The 15,051-nt window shown below is 58.5% G+C and carries 16 protein-coding genes; 9 read left to right on the top strand and 7 right to left on the bottom strand.

The features are described 5' to 3' along the window. The first annotated feature begins 26 nt into the window (after positions 1-26). From trkA to ACQQ2Q_RS09410, 4 genes are all read left to right on the top strand, one after another. Entirely contained in the window at positions 27-1,403 is a 1,377-nt protein-coding gene (gene trkA, locus ACQQ2Q_RS09425; RefSeq protein ID WP_428186819.1) for a Trk system potassium transporter TrkA, read from the top strand. 335 nt (positions 1,404-1,738) lie between these two features. Next, positions 1,739-1,981 carry an RNA chaperone Hfq gene (gene hfq / locus ACQQ2Q_RS09420; RefSeq protein ID WP_428186818.1) on the top strand — a complete coding sequence of 81 codons (243 nt, stop codon included), beginning with the start codon at positions 1,739-1,741 and terminating at the stop codon, positions 1,979-1,981. 164 nt (positions 1,982-2,145) lie between these two features. Then, the gene (gene hflX, locus ACQQ2Q_RS09415) at positions 2,146-3,495 is read left to right on the top strand and encodes a GTPase HflX (RefSeq protein ID WP_428186817.1); all 1,350 of its coding nucleotides are present in this window, start codon (positions 2,146-2,148) and stop codon (positions 3,493-3,495) included. Between the two features lie 49 nt (positions 3,496-3,544). Next, positions 3,545-3,901, top strand: coding sequence for a hypothetical protein (locus tag ACQQ2Q_RS09410; RefSeq protein ID WP_428186816.1), 357 nt, complete (start codon positions 3,545-3,547; stop codon positions 3,899-3,901). Here the strand turns inward: ACQQ2Q_RS09410 and mazG are convergent. The 3 genes from mazG to ACQQ2Q_RS09395 are packed head-to-tail and all read right to left on the bottom strand — an operon-like array spanning position 3,887 to position 5,803. Continuing rightward, positions 3,887-4,786 (bottom strand): nucleoside triphosphate pyrophosphohydrolase, encoded by a 900-nt coding sequence (mazG, locus tag ACQQ2Q_RS09405; protein ID WP_428186815.1) that lies wholly within the window; start codon positions 4,784-4,786, stop codon positions 3,887-3,889. The genes ACQQ2Q_RS09410 and mazG overlap by 15 nt on opposite strands. Positions 4,787-4,800: 14 nt before the next feature. Next, positions 4,801-5,181 (bottom strand): VOC family protein, encoded by a 381-nt coding sequence (locus tag ACQQ2Q_RS09400; protein WP_428187472.1) that lies wholly within the window; start codon positions 5,179-5,181, stop codon positions 4,801-4,803. Between the two features lie 34 nt (positions 5,182-5,215). Continuing rightward, a complete protein-coding gene (locus ACQQ2Q_RS09395; protein ID WP_428186814.1) occupies positions 5,216-5,803 on the bottom strand; it encodes a deaminase in 588 nt (195 codons plus the stop codon). A gap of 376 nt (positions 5,804-6,179) precedes the next feature. Between ACQQ2Q_RS09395 and cysG the strand changes: the two genes are divergently transcribed. The 5 genes from cysG (at position 6,180) to ACQQ2Q_RS09370 (ending at position 11,135) form a co-directional block, all read left to right on the top strand. Next, complete coding sequence (gene cysG, locus ACQQ2Q_RS09390; RefSeq protein WP_428186813.1) at positions 6,180-7,625, top strand: siroheme synthase CysG; 1,446 nt, start codon at positions 6,180-6,182, stop codon at positions 7,623-7,625. 1 nt (position 7,626) lies between these two features. Next, positions 7,627-7,941 carry a DUF2849 domain-containing protein gene (locus ACQQ2Q_RS09385; RefSeq protein ID WP_428186812.1) on the top strand — a complete coding sequence of 105 codons (315 nt, stop codon included), beginning with the start codon at positions 7,627-7,629 and terminating at the stop codon, positions 7,939-7,941. A gap of 8 nt (positions 7,942-7,949) precedes the next feature. Then, positions 7,950-9,617: a nitrite/sulfite reductase gene (locus ACQQ2Q_RS09380; protein ID WP_428186811.1), complete on the top strand. Its 1,668-nt coding sequence runs from the start codon at positions 7,950-7,952 to the stop codon at positions 9,615-9,617. Between the two features lie 14 nt (positions 9,618-9,631). Beyond that, positions 9,632-10,132 carry a DUF934 domain-containing protein gene (locus ACQQ2Q_RS09375; RefSeq protein ID WP_428186810.1) on the top strand — a complete coding sequence of 167 codons (501 nt, stop codon included), beginning with the start codon at positions 9,632-9,634 and terminating at the stop codon, positions 10,130-10,132. A 190-nt stretch (positions 10,133-10,322) separates the two neighbouring features. Then, entirely contained in the window at positions 10,323-11,135 is an 813-nt protein-coding gene (locus ACQQ2Q_RS09370) for a ferredoxin--NADP reductase (RefSeq protein ID WP_428186809.1), read from the top strand. A 69-nt stretch (positions 11,136-11,204) separates the two neighbouring features. On the opposite strand, the gene ACQQ2Q_RS09365 is transcribed toward ACQQ2Q_RS09370, so the two are convergent. The 4 genes from ACQQ2Q_RS09365 to ACQQ2Q_RS09350 all read right to left on the bottom strand — a co-directional run bounded on the left by ACQQ2Q_RS09365 (position 11,205) and on the right by ACQQ2Q_RS09350 (position 15,008). Beyond that, positions 11,205-11,462, bottom strand: coding sequence for a hypothetical protein (locus ACQQ2Q_RS09365; RefSeq protein ID WP_428186808.1), 258 nt, complete (start codon positions 11,460-11,462; stop codon positions 11,205-11,207). A gap of 336 nt (positions 11,463-11,798) precedes the next feature. Beyond that, on the bottom strand, positions 11,799-13,004 hold the full coding sequence (locus ACQQ2Q_RS09360; RefSeq protein ID WP_428186807.1) for an ABC transporter permease: 1,206 nt from the start codon (positions 13,002-13,004) through the stop codon (positions 11,799-11,801). Continuing rightward, positions 12,994-13,716, bottom strand: a complete 723-nt coding sequence (locus tag ACQQ2Q_RS09355) for an ABC transporter ATP-binding protein (protein ID WP_428186806.1) — start codon at positions 13,714-13,716, stop codon at positions 12,994-12,996. Before ACQQ2Q_RS09355 ends, ACQQ2Q_RS09360 begins: the two co-directional genes overlap by 11 nt. Beyond that, positions 13,716-15,008, bottom strand: coding sequence for an efflux RND transporter periplasmic adaptor subunit (locus ACQQ2Q_RS09350; protein ID WP_428186805.1), 1,293 nt, complete (start codon positions 15,006-15,008; stop codon positions 13,716-13,718). The genes ACQQ2Q_RS09355 and ACQQ2Q_RS09350 overlap by 1 nt, the downstream gene beginning before the upstream one ends. Positions 15,009-15,051: the final 43 nt, after the last annotated feature.

The raw sequence follows: 15,051 nt of genomic DNA, 5'->3' as shown, positions 1-15,051 counted from the left end.
AAACCCGAACTGGCGAGACAGACACTATGAAAGTAATCATTTGCGGCGCGGGACAGGTGGGCTACGGCATCGCCGAGCGACTGGCCGAGGAAGACAATGACGTATCGGTGATCGATACCTCAGCCTCTCTTGTGAGCCGCATTACCGAGACACTGGACGTTCGCGGCTATGTCGGCCACGGGGCCCATCCCGAGGTGCTCAAAAAGGCCGGGGCCGATCAGGCGGACATGCTGATCGCGGTGACGCTCTATGACGAGATCAACATGATCGCCTGTCAGGTGGCCCATTCCCTGTTTAACGTGCCCACCAAGATCGCCCGTATCCGGTCGCAGAATTACATGCAGCCGGAATATTCCGATCTGTTTTCGCGCGATCATCTGCCGATTGACGTCATCATCTCGCCGGAAATCGAAGTGGGCAAGATGGTGCTGCGGCGCATCTCCTTTCCCGGTGCGACGGATGTGGTGCGCTTTGCCGACGATCATATTTCCATGGTGGCGATCGAATGCATGGAGGACTGCCCGGTCCTCAACACGCCGCTCAACCAGTTGTCGCAGCTCTTTCCCGACCTGATGGCGACGGTCACGGGTATCTACCGCAACGGCAAGCTTTATGTGGCCCATTCGACCGACCAGTTGCTGGTAGGGGATCTGGCCTATGTGATCTGCCAACGCGATCATACCCGCCGTACTCTTGGCCTGTTCGGGCACGAGGAGCAGGAGGCCGGGCGCATGGTGATCGCTGGCGGTGGCAATATAGGCTACTACGTCGCCCGCACCATTGAGGACATGCAGCCGAAAACAAAGATCAAGATCATTGAAAGCGAGCGCGAGCGCGCCGTTATGGTGTCCGATCAGCTCAACAATACGATTGTGATCAACGGTTCGGCTCTCGATCAGAACATTCTTCAGCAGGCCGATATTCAGGATGCCGACCTCATGGTCGCGCTGACAAACAGCGACCAGACCAACATCCTGTCTGCGGCCATGGCAAAGCGCCTGGGCTGCCGGTCGGCCATGGCGCTGATCAATAATTCGTCCTTCCAGGAAATCACGGCTTCCATCGGCATCGATGCCTATATCAATCCCAAGGCGGTGACGATATCGCGCGTTCTTCAGCATGTCCGCAAGGGCCGCATTCGCTCCGTCTACGCCATCCAGAAGGGCGAGGCCGAGGTCATCGAGGCGGAAGCGCTGGAAACCTCTCCGCTGGTCGGCGTGCCGTTTCGCGATCTGGAACTGCCAAGCGGCATCCGGATCGGTGCGGTCTATCGCGGCGGTACCGTGATCCGTCCGGACGGCAATCTCAAGATCAAGACGGGAGACCGTGTCGTGCTGTTTGCCACGGCGGAATCCGTGCGTCATGTGGAGCAGATGTTCCGCGTTTCGATTCAGTATTTCTGATTGGAAGCCTGCTGCGTTCAGGCCTCATACTCCCCAGTAATGGGGAGGGTGGCGCTGTTCGTCTCGACTTGCGCTTGTAAAAATGGCCAGCCGACAAGGATACACAAGTGTATGTTTTGGCGCTGCAATCGCTTTGGATCGTGAATTCGACCGAAGGGACGCACGAGGACGAGTCTGCAAGCTTTGCGGGCGCGTTTTCGACATTGCAGAAAAGACGATGATTTGATACCAACTTAGCGGCGAAAAGGGGTATTGGGGGCAATCCCGGTCCACTTTCTGCATCATTGCACTATCCCACCGGCACTCGTGCTGGCAAAAAAGAAAGAATCGGCGCTATGGCGGAACGTTCTCAGAATTTGCAGGATCTGTTTCTCAACACAGTTCGCAAGCAAAAGATCTCCCTGACTATCTTCCTTATCAATGGTGTCAAGCTGACGGGCGTTGTGACCTCGTTTGACAATTTCTGCGTGCTATTGCGGCGCGACGGACATTCGCAGCTTGTCTACAAGCACGCAATCTCGACGATTATGCCTGGGCAACCGGTGCAGATGTTCGAGACCGAAGAAGCCGCTTCCTGAGCGCTTCGCATCTGGCGGTGGCGCTGCGCATTGCATAAGTCCGGCCCCAAGCCTATATGGCAGTCCAAGGGCCGGACGCCTTACTTATTTGCGCATTGATCGACAGGAAAACCGCCATCTCCATTCGCGACACGAAAAACGATTCCCTAATTCCGGAACAGGAAATGCACCGCGACGACATGCGCGCGGTTGTGCTGGTTCCCGTATTGAAGCAACAGCCAAAGCAGGCCGCAAAGCCCGCGGGCGATCTTTTGAATTCGCGCTCAAGCGAGGGGCGACTGGAAGAGGCAATGGGCCTTGCCCGCGCTATTGACCTGACGATTGCCGCAGGACTGGTCGTGCCGGTCAACCAGCCGCGACCGGCGACCCTGATGGGAAGCGGCAAGATTGCCGAAATTGCTGAATTACTGGATCGTGAAAATGCCGGACTGGTGATCGTCGATCATCCGTTGACACCCGTACAGCAACGCAACCTTGAAAAAGAACTCGATGCCAAGGTGATCGACCGCACCGGTCTGATCCTCGAGATCTTTGGCCGGCGCGCATCCACCAAGGAAGGGACGCTGCAGGTAGAGCTTGCGCATCTCAACTATCAGAAGGGTCGACTGGTTCGAAGCTGGACCCACCTTGAGCGCCAGCGTGGCGGTGGTGGCTTCATGGGCGGTCCAGGTGAAACCCAGATCGAGGCCGACCGGCGCATGCTGCAGGACCGCATCGTGAAGCTCGAGAAAGAGCTGGAACAGGTGGTGCGCACGCGCCAGCTGCACCGTGCCAAACGCCGCAAGGTGCCGCATCCGATCGTGGCGCTTGTCGGCTACACCAATGCCGGCAAGTCGACGCTGTTCAACCGCATCACCGGGGCTGGTGTCCTGGCGGAAGATATGCTGTTTGCCACACTCGACCCGACGCTTCGCCGCATGAAACTGCCGCATGGACGCACCGTGATCCTGTCCGACACCGTTGGCTTCATCTCCGATCTGCCGACCCATCTGGTTGCCGCCTTCCGTGCGACGCTGGAAGAGGTTCTGGAAGCCGATCTGATCTTGCATGTGCGCGACATGTCCGATCCGGACAATGGCGCTCAGTCCGCCGATGTGATCCAGATCCTCGACGATCTCGGCATTGAAGAAGATGAGCGCTCCGAGCGCATTATCGAAGTCTGGAACAAGATCGACCGGCTTGAGCCCGTGGCCCATGATGCGCTGATTACCCGAGCCAACGGTCGTGAAGACATCATGACGGTATCCGCCGTGACCGGCGAAGGGCTTGATCCGCTGATGGATGTGATATCGGCGCGCTTGTCAGGCGTGCTGACGGAAACCACAGTGGTGATCCCGACGAACAAGCAGGCTCTGATATCCTGGGCCTATGACAATGCCATCGTCGATAGTCGACAGGACAATGAAGACGGCTCTGTGACGCTTGATCTCAGGCTTGCGGAACGTCAGGCCGACGAACTGGACCGCAAGCTTGGCCATGGCGCTACGCCCGAGAAGGAAGACTGGGAGCGGTGAGGAAAGCGGTAGCTTTGCGACCGTTGCTTCGCGCAAGAAAGCCCAGGCCGTGACACTTGATCCCATCATACTCCTGTTCGTCTGTCTGGTACCGGCTGTCTGGGACTTCAAGCGCATACAGCGCCGCTACGGCTTCATTCCCGCCATCCTGTCCGCAGCTGTTGTCGCTGGAGGATTATATCTTTGGCTCACATATCTCGCAGCCGGCATCTTGTTTCTGCTCAATGCGCAGCCTCTGGCCGTTGATTTTGTCGAATTTTCCGCAATCGCCACTGTCCCTCCGGTCGCGACCTGGCTCGTGGGTCGGAAAAGCAGTCTGGCACCGGGCATTGTCGCTGGTGTTGTTGCAGGTGTGGCCATCGTTTTGATGGCCAGTGCGCTGAAGATGTCTCTATTCGGCGCCTAAACTTGCACTCGAGTTTTTAGACAATGAACAAGCTGCAGGGCCTTTTTTCGCCGCCTGCCACAGCCCCTCCATGCGCTCCAGGGTCGCTCCGTCCACTGTCTCGCCTGCCGCCTCGAGTTCTTGTTCGATAAACCGGAACCGCCGACGAAATTTCGTATTCGTACCTCTCAGCGCCTGTTCGGGTTCGACCTCCACATGCCGGCCGATATTGACGACAGCGAAGATCAGGTCGCCGAGTTCGTCCTTGACCTTATCGGGGCTGCCTTGTGCCAATGCCTCGCGCAACTCGCCGATCTCTTCTTCGATCTTGTCGAGAATGGGGGCGGGTTCGGACCAGTCGAAGCCGACCTTGGCGGCCCGCTGCTGAAGCTTGAGGGCTTCCGTGAGGGCCGGGAAGGAGCGCTGGACGGAGCCTAGATGACCGGCCTTGAAGTCTTTGGCGGGCGCGGCGGTCTCGCCGCCTGCCGTGAGCTCAGCACGGGCAGCGCGGCGGGCGGCACGCTCGGCCTTTTCCTGCTGCTTGATTTCATCCCATTGCAGCTTGACCGCCTGCGGCGTGTCGGCGTCCGAGCGGGCGAAGACATGGGGGTGGCGGCGGATCATCTTCCTGGTGATCGCCTCGACCACGTCGCCGAAGGAAAAGAGGCCCTTTTCCTCGGCCATACGGGCATGGAACACCACCTGCAGCAGAAGATCGCCAAGTTCGTCGCAGAGATCGTCGGGATCGTTGCGTTCGACGGCATCGGCCACCTCGTAGGCTTCCTCGATCGTGTAGGGCAAGATGGTCTCGAAAGTCTGGACGATATCCCAAGGGCAGCCAGTGTTTGGGTCGCGAAGGGCTGCCATGATCTCGATCAGGCGGCCGATGTCCTTGGATGGTTGCATGTCTCTTCTTTCGTCTATTCCGGTGCGCGGTGGCAGACCGCTTCTATGCGGTATCCGTCCGGGTCGATGACGAAGGCCGCATAATAATGGGGGTGATATTTGGGGCGAAGACCGGGCGCGCCGTCGTCGACTCCACCATTGGCAATAGCTGCTGCATGAAAGGCATCAACCGCTGCGCGATGGGGTGCGGAAAGCGCATAGTGGGTCTTGGGATGCGTTTTTAGCGTGTCTGCGTCCACAAGGTTGACATAGAAATCATCGGCTCCATCCACCGACCAGCCGGCAGACACCTCGGTCACATTGCACTCGACCGCGCCGAGGGCTCCAAGAGCCGCCGTATAGAAACGCCGGGCGCGCTCGAGGTCGGTGACGGCGAACGATATATGGTCGATCATGCCCATGAGAGATATTCCTGTGTCGTGAAATCAATCAGTTGAGGGGAATGGAATTGTCGCTTTTCGTCGACTGATAGCTGTCCGACAGCTCCGCGTAAATTCCCTTGATCCGGACCGTCTGTTCCTGCATCGTCTGGCGTTGCGGCTCCGGCGCGGTCTCCACCAGATCTGCTGTCCAGAAGGAATTCCAGAAGGCATTCGAACGGCGATAGCCACCGGGTTCCAGGCCGAAGACTTCTTTCAGGATCCTCAGATCATGGGGAATGGAAAAGGCATCGCGGCTGTCTTCGTGAGAGAAGAAATAATAGAAATTGTCAAAGCCTGCCCAGGTGATTGCCGACATGCACATGGTGCAGGGTTCGTGCGTCGACAGAAAGATCAGGTCTTTGGTGTCCGGCTTGTCGGCCATCTCGTAAAAACGTTTCAGAGTGTGGACTTCGCCGTGCCAGAGCGGGTTTTCCAGTTCGTTATTGGTTTCTGCGAGCACCAGCGAGAGATCGGATTTCCTCAGCAGCGCCGCGCCGAACACCTTGTTGCCAAGCGCCACACCTTTTGTGGTGAGCGGCAGGATATCGTGTTCGATGACATCGAGCAGGCGGGCGGTCAGGGCAGGATTGGTCACGGGCGGGTTCCTTTGACAATAGCTATGGTTACGGGCGCCTACTCCCCCATTCGGCTTAAGGTCACCTCGCCACAGGTGGGGAGAATACGCGCCGAAAGCGCTTTCCCGCAACAATGCTGCGAGACACCGTCTGCGTTAGAGGAACGGGATAGGCTACCCGTATCGATCATGTCCACCTATCCTTCGCCACCCATCGGGTAAATGTAAAATGGAATTTACGAGGATCGTCCTATCCGACAGGCGGGCGGTGATATTTACTCCGTATCGCACGATGACTAGCAAAGAAATGTTCGCGCAGAGATGGCGCCGGATTTCTGTTTCTTCAATTGTCGCGCCGAAACAGGAATATTTGCTGCAATGATAACAGGACCGACCAATGCAAGCAGATGACAACAGATTGGGCGTCTTTCCCGCCTTCTTCCGTGTAGCGGATGAAGTGGTCGTCATTTGCGGTGGCGGCGATGAGGCGTTTGCGAAGGCGCGGCTGATTGCCAATACCAAGGCGCGCGTCATCGCTTTTGCCGAGGCGTTTGAAGCGGATTATGATTCATATCTGAAGCGCTCGGGCATTGAGCATTATGTGGCGACGTTCGACGCGTCCCAGCTGGACGATGCCAAACTGGTGTTTGCTGCGACGGGTGATGGTGCTGTCGACCGTGCGGTCGTCACTGCCGCGCGGGCGAAAAAAATCCCAGCCAATGCCGTCGACCAGCCTGACTGGTGCGACTTCTTCACGCCGGCTCTCGTGAACCGTGCTCCGATTGCGGTCGCCATTGGCTCGGAGGGGGCAGGGCCTGTTCTGGCGCAGATGATCCGCGCCGATGTCGACCGGATGTTGCCAAAGTCGCTCGGCAGGCTTGCATCTCTTGCCAGCAGCTATCGCTCGGCGGTGGACAGTCTGTTGTCGCGCGGTGTCGCGCGCCGCCTGTTCTGGCGCTCCTTCTTCAAGGGCGATGTGGCTGACGCGATTGAAGCGGGCGATACAAGTCAGGCGCGTCGTCTGGCGACACGGCTATTGAAAAAATCTCGCGCGCATGCGCCGGAAGGCCGTGTCTACCTGATTGGTGCGGGTCCGGGTGCGGAAGATCTTTTGACGCTCAGAGCGCATCGCATCCTGATGGAAGCCGATGTGATCCTGTTCGATGCCTTGGTTCCGCAGGCCGTGGTGGATATGGGCCGTCGTGACGCCGAGCGTATTTCGGTTGGCAAGCGCAAAGGCTGTCATTCCAAGTCGCAAAACGAAATCAACGATCTGCTTGTCCAACTTGGCCTTGAGGGCAAGCGCGTCGTCCGGTTGAAAGCCGGCGATCCGCTTGTATTCGGTCGTGCCGGTGAGGAAATGGCGGCACTTCGCGCGGCAGGCGTTGCCTATGAAATCGTGCCTGGCATCACCTCGGCACTGGCAGCTGCTGCCGATTTCGAATTGCCGTTGACACTGCGTGGTGTGTCGTCTTCGCTGGTGTTTACAACCGGACACGATCTCAACGGCAAGAGCCTGCCGGACTGGGCCAAGCTGGCACTCTCCGGTGCCTCTGTCGCCGTCTATATGGGCCGCAGCAATGCGGCGTCAGTTGCCAAGCGGCTGATCGATGCCGGGCTTGCCGAAGATACCACTGTCGCGGTGGTGGAAAATGCCGGCCGCACATCCAGGCGCCTGCTGCATGGCACATTGTCGGAACTGCCTCGCCTTGAGCAGGTGGAGGGACTGGATGGGCCTGTGATGGTGATCATCGGCGATGCAGTGGCTGGTGCCAATTTTGACCATTCCGAAGCTCTGTCGCTTGCCAAGGCGCCGGCTTCTTTCGAACTGACGAGGAACTGACATGGCTGACAAGGTATTGACCGCCAACCGGCTCACCGACGGCATCGCTGTCTGGCTGGATGCTTCGGGAGACTGGGTCGAAGACCTGCAGGTTGCCTTCATTGCCCGCCATGCGGAAGCTGTGCAGGCACTGGAAGAAACCGGCAAGCGGGCTCTGGCAGACAATCTTGTGGTCGATGTCAACGTGATCGACGTCGAGGAAACCGATGGCAAGATCTGGCCCACCCGTTTGCGCGAGCGTATCCGCGCTGCTGGCCCCACCATGGCCTATGCCAAGGATCACGGCTTTGCAGATCCAAATTTCATTGCCGCCTGAGGACTGTTATGTATCGTTACGATGAATTCGACCACGCCTTCGTATCAGCCCGTGTATCGCAGTTTCGCGATCAGGTGGAGCGGCGCCTGTCCGGGGAGATCACCGAAGATGCCTTCAAGCCGCTCAGGCTTATGAATGGTGTCTATCTGCAGCTGCACGCCTACATGCTGCGGGTGGCCGTTCCCTATGGCACGCTCAATTCCAAACAGATGCGTATGCTCGGGCATATCGCTCGCGAATATGACCGCGGCTACGGCCATTTCACCACGCGGCAGAACATCCAGTTCAACTGGCCGAAGCTGTCGGACATTCCGGAAATCCTGGAGAAGCTCGCAAGCGTCGAAATGCACGCGATCCAGACTTCGGGCAATTGCATTCGCAATGTCACCGCCGATCACTTTGCCGGTGCCGCCGCTGACGAAGTGGCCGATCCACGTCCCTATGCGGAAATTCTGCGGCAGTGGTCGTCGGTTCACCCGGAGTTTTCCTACCTGCCGCGCAAGTTCAAGATCGCGGTGACCGGTGCGGAGGCCGACCGGGCTGCCATCCAGGTGCATGACATTGGTCTGCAACTGAAGAAGGATGAAGACGGCAAGCTCGGCTTTGCGGTTTATGTCGGTGGCGGGCAGGGGCGTACCCCGATGATTGCCAAGAAGATCCGAGACTTCCTGCCGGAAGAAGACCTGCTCACCTATGTGACTGCCATCGTGCGCGTCTACAATCTGCACGGTCGGCGCGACAACAAATACAAGGCCCGGATCAAGATCCTGGTCCATGAGACCGGCGTTGAGGAACTGACGAGCCAGATCGACGCAGAGTTCGCACATCTTCGCGACGGCGAGCTGAAACTGCCCGATCAGGACATTCGCTCGATCGAGACTTATTTCGCACCGCCGGAACTGCCGGAGCGTGCCGAGGGTTGGGAGGCGATGGCAAAGGCGCAGAAGGCCGATTCCGGTTTTTCCGACTGGGTTCGCCGCAATGTCGGTGCCCACAAGCATCCTGACTACGCAACGGTGACGATTTCGCTGAAGCCGATCGGTGGCATTCCGGGCGATGCGACGGACGACCAGATGGACCATGTCGCCGATCTGGCCGAGCGCTATGCGTTTGACGAGATCAGGGTTTCCCATGAACAGAACCTGATATTCCCGCATGTGGCGCGTGCCGACCTGAAGGCGCTTTACGATGCGCTGCTGGAGGATGGTTTGGCGACTGCCAATGCCGGCCTGATTACCGACATGATCGTCTGTCCCGGGCTCGACTATTGCGCGCTTGCCAATGCACGCTCCATTCCGGTTGCGCAGGAATTGTCCGTTCGGTTCGGGTCTGCCGCCCGTCAGGCCGAGATTGGCGATTTGAAGATCAAGATTTCCGGCTGCATCAATGCCTGTGGTCACCACCATGTCGGCCATATCGGTCTTCTGGGCGTGGAAAAGAAGGGTGCAGAACTCTACCAGATCACGCTCGGCGGATCGGGTGACGAGAACACCTCGATCGGTGAGATCGTCGGTCGCGGGTTCGAGCCTGAAAAGGTGACGGATGCGGTTGAGACCATTGTCGACACCTATATCGGTTTACGTCATAGCCCCGACGAGACCTTCCTCGACGCTTATCGCCGCGTTGGACCGCAACCCTTCAAGGACGCGCTTTATGGCGTGGCCGAAGCTGCCTGAGGGACGTGACAAATATGACCCGCATCTGGAAAGAAACCGGCTTTATCGACAATGACGCCTGGGTAGTGGAAACCGAAGAGGTAAAGGCCGGCGAGGGGGAGCGCGCACTTCTGCCGCTTGAGGATTTCATCAAGGCGGCCGATGAGAGCAACGATGTCGGTATGGGGGTGCTGCTGGGGCCTGCCGATGACGTGATGGCGCTTGAGCCCTATCTGTACCGTCTGGAAGTGGTGGCGCTCACCTTCAAGGCGTTCAGCGACGGTCGCGGCTTCAGCCAGGCGTCGCTGCTGCGTGACCGGCTGGACTACAAGAACGAGATCCGTGCCACTGGCGATGTTCTCATCGACCAGATCCCTCTGATGTTGCGGACCGGTATCGACAGCTTTGTTGTCACCAATGAGGTGGCGCTGAGACGGCTCGAAGAAGGGCGTTTACCAGGGATCGACGAGCATTATCAGCCGGCAGCGAGAACGTCGGCCGAGACTGGTCGCTATAGCTGGCGGCGATTGGGATAAGCGTCATGCAGGGCCCGCAATGTAATCCAAATGGATTGACGCGGATCAAGGAAATCTGGATAAACCGGTGCAAGATTTTTAAGTAGGTCGTGGCTGGCGCGAGATTTAGTGCTGGTTTCAGGCCTCACCGCTGGCAATGCCAGCACGCACCGCCGACCGACAGAACGAGACGAATAGGACGAGATAGCGAATGAACGCTCCTGCAAAGATCGAGACCCCGGCCGTTGCCGTTCCCGACGGCGTTTATGCCGAGACGGTATTGAGTGTGACCCACTATACGGACCGCCTGTTCCGCTTTCGCATGACGCGTCCGGACGGCTTCCGTTTTCGTTCGGGCGAATTCGCCATGATCGGGTTGATGGTCGGTGAAAAGCCGATCTATCGCGCCTATTCGATTGCAAGCCCCGCCTGGGATGAGGAACTGGAGTTCTTCTCCATCAAGGTGCCCGATGGTCCGCTGACATCGCATCTGCAGGCGATCAAGCCGGGCGACAAGGTGCTGATGCGCAAGAAGCCCACAGGCACGCTCGTCCTCGATGCGCTCACACCGGGGAAACGTCTTTATATGTTTTCGACCGGCACCGGGATTGCACCCTTTGCCAGCTTGATCCGCGATCCGGAAACCTATGAGAAGTTCGAGGAAGTGATCCTCACCCATACGTGCCGCGATGTCGCGGAACTGAAATACGGCTTCGACCTGATCGAGGAAATCAAGAATCACGAATTCCTGCCGGACATCGTCGGCGACAAGCTGAAGCTCTATTCCACGGTGACGCGCGAAGATTATCCGTTCAAGGGTCGTATTACCGACCTGATGGAAAGCGGTAAACTGTTTGCCGATCTCGGCGTGCCACCGCTCGATCCGGCTGTGGACCGTGGGATGATCTGCGGCTCTACGGCCATGCTGAAGGATACCAAGGCGCTACTGGAAAAGGCAGGCCTTCACGAAGGCGCCAACAACAAGCCGTCTGAATTTGTGATCGAACGGGCATTCGTGGGCTAAGGCTCGCTAAGCCATCATCGCTACTGTTAAGGCGCTGACCGATTTGGTTGGCGCCTTTTTACTGTCCGCTTACGAGGGGTAATATTCCAGCGACTTCGCATAACAGCGGCCGTAGGCGATAGACCCATTGATCGAGATTTTCGTGTCCCTCCCGTCTACGCAGGGGACGAGGCGCCTTGAGTAGTTGAGGGGGGCGGAGGATCGCGGCGGATCGAGCAGGGCAGACAAGTCCTGCGGCACTGTATAGGCGTAAGCGGGCGCGCTTGCGGCGATGGTAAAAAGGGCAGAAGTGACGGTCAGGCAAAGCAATGGGATCGAGCGGGGCATGGCATTATCCTGTTGCGTGAGCCCACTCAGGTTCGAGTGAACTTCCAAAGGTCGCCTGACGCCCTGTTTTCGGTTCGGTCGAGCCCGATTGCCCAACTCACATGCGCGACGCAGACGAGTACATGAAAATGATCTCGAATTATCCTTACCTAAGGCTTAACGGCCGTTTTGTCGTCGCAAGCCCGGCTTCCGCCCGTTTGCTGCGCATCGCTCCGCAGATCGCCTGTCGAGGCGAGATTCCGTGTTTTCGGAAAAAATTCCTATGGCTGGAATGATTTTGCGTCCGCAGCCTATTGGGGGTGTTAGTCAATAATAAACAATGCGTTGCGAATGCGCCTATTCATGGCGAAGGGCATCGATCGGGTTCAGTCTTGCAGCACTTCGCGCGGGAAAGTAGCCGAAGACCATGCCGATTGCTGCGGAGAAGAGAAACGCAATCATGATGATGGAGGGGCTGGTGACAAAGGGCAGTGCCATGAAGGAGGTCGCGCCGTAAGCAAGGCCGAGGCCGAACAGAATACCGACAGCGCCGCCAAATACGGACAAGGTCACGGCCTCGACCAGAAACTGCATCAGCACCTGGCCTTCCAGCGCGCCGATGGCCAGTCGCGTTCCGATTTCGCGCGTGCGCTCGGTCACAGAGACCAGCATGATGTTCATGATGCCTATCCCTCCAACCAGCAGACTGACAGCGGCCACGGCGCTCAAGAGACCGGTCATCAACGTCGTCGTCCCGGTCAGTGTCGAGGCCATCTGCGTCATGTCGTTCACGGAGAAATCATCCTTTCGTCCAGCGATGATCTTGCGGCGCTCGCGCAAGAGGCGCTCGACATCTGCCTGAACCTTCTGCGTCGATACGCCATCGCGGGCCGAGATGACGATGGAGGAGATCATGTTCGAGCCGCCGATGCGCCGGTTGAACACCTTGAGCGGCATGAAGATCACATCGTCCTGGTCATTGCCCATGCCGCTCTGCCCTTTCTTGTCGAGAAGGCCGATCACGGTGCAGGCGACAGAGCCCACGCGGACCGATTTGCCCAGGGGCGGGGTGGAGCCGAAAAGCTCCTGTTGTAATGTCGCGCCGATAATACAGACTGCCTGGCCGCTTTTATCCTCAGACGAGGAGAAACCGCGACCTTCACCGATGGTCCAGTTTTGGGCGATCAGGTAGTCGCTGACAGTGCCGGTGACCGTGGTGCTGTGGCTCTGGCCGGAAAAGATCGCCGTCGCACTCGACTGATTGACGCCGGCAACGGCCTGCAATCCGGAGATCTGGTCGCGGATCGCCTCAACATCGCGCTCGGTGAACTTCTTCGCATCGGCACTGGCACGACCAGGCCCGAACTGACCGGGACGCACAAACAAAAGGTTGGTTCCGAGTTTGGAGATCTGCTCGGTCACCTGGGCTGTCGTTCCATTGCCGATGGTCACCATGGCGATAACAGCGGCGACGCCGATCACCACGCCCAGCACGGTCAGAAAGGAACGCAAAAGGTTCCGGGTGATGGCGCGTAGCGCGAGCTTGACCGTCTCAAGAAACATGCTGGCCCTCAAGGTTGCGTTCGTCGGATTGTATGTGACCATCGACGAAACGGACCACCCGTTTGGCATAGGCTGCGATATCGTCTTCGTGGGTTACCATGATGACGGTAATGCCGTGGTCGCGGTTCAGGGCCACAATCAGATCCATGATTTCATTGCTGGTTCTGCTGTCGAGATTGCCTGTCGGTTCATCCGCCAACAGGACCTCGGGAGTCGAGACTATGGCGCGGGCAATGGCCACGCGCTGCTGTTGTCCGCCGGAGAGTTCCTGTGTCTTGTGGTGCTCGCGACCGGCAAGGCCGACCTGCGCCAGGGCCTTTCGCGCCATCTCCCGTCGCTGTCTCGTCTCCATGCCCCGATAGATCAGCGGCAGCTCGACATTCTCCATCGCTGACGTCCGTGCCAGGAGATTGAAGCCCTGGAAGATAAAGCCCAGCATGTGCCGTCTGAGGATCGTGCGCTGCGCCCGGTCCAGTCCATTGATGGACATGCCCTGAAACAGATATTCGCCGGAACTGGGCACATCGAGGCATCCCAGGATATTCATCGAGGTCGATTTACCGGAGCCCGACGGTCCCATGATGGCGACGAACTCACCGGTATCGATGCGCAGGTCGACATTGTCGAGCGCGCGAATGGTCGCTTCGCCGCGACCATAGACCTTGGAGACCTTGCGAAATTCGACCAGCGGAGGAGGGATCTGATCCACCATTAGCTGCGGCTCGCGCTGTCGTCGGTGATGACCTTGTCGCCAATGGCGATGTCTCCCTCCACCACCACCGTGTTCTGGCCGTCCGTGGCGCCAATGGTGATGTTGACCGCCTTGGGCACGCCATCCTTGAGCAGCCAGACCGTGCGCTGGTCGCCTGTCGGTTCAGGCGCGGTAATGGGACCCATGCGGGGCGGACGGAACATGCTGAACATGCCGGGTTCGCTGTCCGAGGCAGACTGGCTGGCCACCGCGCTGGGGCTGTAGCGCAAGGCGGAGTTCGGCACGACGAGTGCATCCGTCACCTGCTTGACGATGATATCTGCCGTCGCGGTCATGCCCTGGCGCAGTTTCATCTCGGCATTGTCGACCGACAGGATGCCGGTATAGGTGACCACGTCATTGGTGGTGGTCGACGCATAACGGACCGAGGTGATTTCAGCGGGAAAGTGCTGGTTGGGGAAGGCGTCTACGGTGAATGTCGCTTGCTGCCCGACCTCGACTTCGCCCACATCAGCCTCGTCGATGGCGACTTCGAGCTGCATCTTCTTCAGATCTCCGGCGATGGTGAAGAGCGTTGGCGCTTCCAGGGAGGCCGCAACCGTGGCACCCGGATCGACATCGCGCGACAGAACGATGCCGTTTGTCGGCGCAACGATGGTGGCCTTGGCAAGGTTTGTGCGGGCGGTGTCCACGGCAGCCTCGCCGAGCATGACATTGGCCTTGGCGCTGTCGCGCGTGGCCATCGCGGCCTCGTAATTATAGCGCGCTGCGTCGAGATCCTGCTGGGTAGAGACGCGGCTGCTGACGAGTGAGGTCAAGCGGTCGAGCGAGGCCTTTGCGGACTTCATGTCCGCTTCCGCTTTCGCCACGGAGGCCTTGTAGCCCAGCAGGCTCGCTTCGGCGCTTTTCAGGGCAGCCTCCAGCGACGTCGTGTCGAGCTTGGCCATGACCTCGCCCTTCTTCACCTGGCTGTTGTAGTCGACCATGACTTCCCGAACCGTGCCGGACTGTTCGCTCGAGACATTAATCTGTACAGTCGGCTCCAGCGTTCCGGTCGCCGTCACCAGAACCGTGATATTGCCCTTGGCAGCGTCTGTTGTCTTGTATGTGTAGACCGGGCCATCGGCGCTCAGATAGAAATAGCCTGCTGCCCCCGCAAGGATTGCCAGTGTGAAGATAGAACGCCAGAGCCAGCGGGAACGCCCCTTTTTCTTACCCTCTGCTGCAAGTACGGCTGCAAGATCTGTCTTTGTCGATTTGCCGGCGGGAGTTGGGGTGTCTTCAGTGCTCATCCATGCTTTCCAAAATTCAATTCCGACCGCCATTTTCAAGCGA

Source organism: Agrobacterium sp. ES01, assembly GCF_050320885.1.
GTDB lineage: Bacteria > Pseudomonadota > Alphaproteobacteria > Rhizobiales > Rhizobiaceae > Allorhizobium.
Note: the sequence above shows the minus strand (reverse complement) of the source record. Positions and strands in the feature narration are given on the sequence as shown.

Excerpts from the sequence above, each read along its gene's own strand:
- hfq (WP_428186818.1), top strand. The coding sequence starts at position 1,739 with ATGGCGGAACGTTCTCAGAATTTGCAGGATCTGTTTCTCAACACAGTT.
- ACQQ2Q_RS09365 (WP_428186808.1), bottom strand. The coding sequence starts at position 11,462 with ATGCCCCGCTCGATCCCATTGCTTTGCCTGACCGTCACTTCTGCCCTT.
- hflX (WP_428186817.1), top strand. The coding sequence starts at position 2,146 with ATGCACCGCGACGACATGCGCGCGGTTGTGCTGGTTCCCGTATTGAAG.
- ACQQ2Q_RS09375 (WP_428186810.1), top strand. The coding sequence starts at position 9,632 with ATGACCCGCATCTGGAAAGAAACCGGCTTTATCGACAATGACGCCTGG.
- ACQQ2Q_RS09380 (WP_428186811.1), top strand. The coding sequence starts at position 7,950 with ATGTATCGTTACGATGAATTCGACCACGCCTTCGTATCAGCCCGTGTA.
- ACQQ2Q_RS09370 (WP_428186809.1), top strand. The coding sequence starts at position 10,323 with ATGAACGCTCCTGCAAAGATCGAGACCCCGGCCGTTGCCGTTCCCGAC.
- ACQQ2Q_RS09360 (WP_428186807.1), bottom strand. The coding sequence starts at position 13,004 with ATGTTTCTTGAGACGGTCAAGCTCGCGCTACGCGCCATCACCCGGAAC.
- trkA (WP_428186819.1), top strand. The coding sequence starts at position 27 with ATGAAAGTAATCATTTGCGGCGCGGGACAGGTGGGCTACGGCATCGCC.
- ACQQ2Q_RS09350 (WP_428186805.1), bottom strand. The coding sequence starts at position 15,008 with ATGAGCACTGAAGACACCCCAACTCCCGCCGGCAAATCGACAAAGACA.
- ACQQ2Q_RS09400 (WP_428187472.1), bottom strand. The coding sequence starts at position 5,181 with ATGATCGACCATATATCGTTCGCCGTCACCGACCTCGAGCGCGCCCGG.
- cysG (WP_428186813.1), top strand. The coding sequence starts at position 6,180 with ATGCAAGCAGATGACAACAGATTGGGCGTCTTTCCCGCCTTCTTCCGT.
- ACQQ2Q_RS09355 (WP_428186806.1), bottom strand. The coding sequence starts at position 13,716 with ATGGTGGATCAGATCCCTCCTCCGCTGGTCGAATTTCGCAAGGTCTCC.
- ACQQ2Q_RS09385 (WP_428186812.1), top strand. The coding sequence starts at position 7,627 with ATGGCTGACAAGGTATTGACCGCCAACCGGCTCACCGACGGCATCGCT.
- mazG (WP_428186815.1), bottom strand. The coding sequence starts at position 4,786 with ATGCAACCATCCAAGGACATCGGCCGCCTGATCGAGATCATGGCAGCC.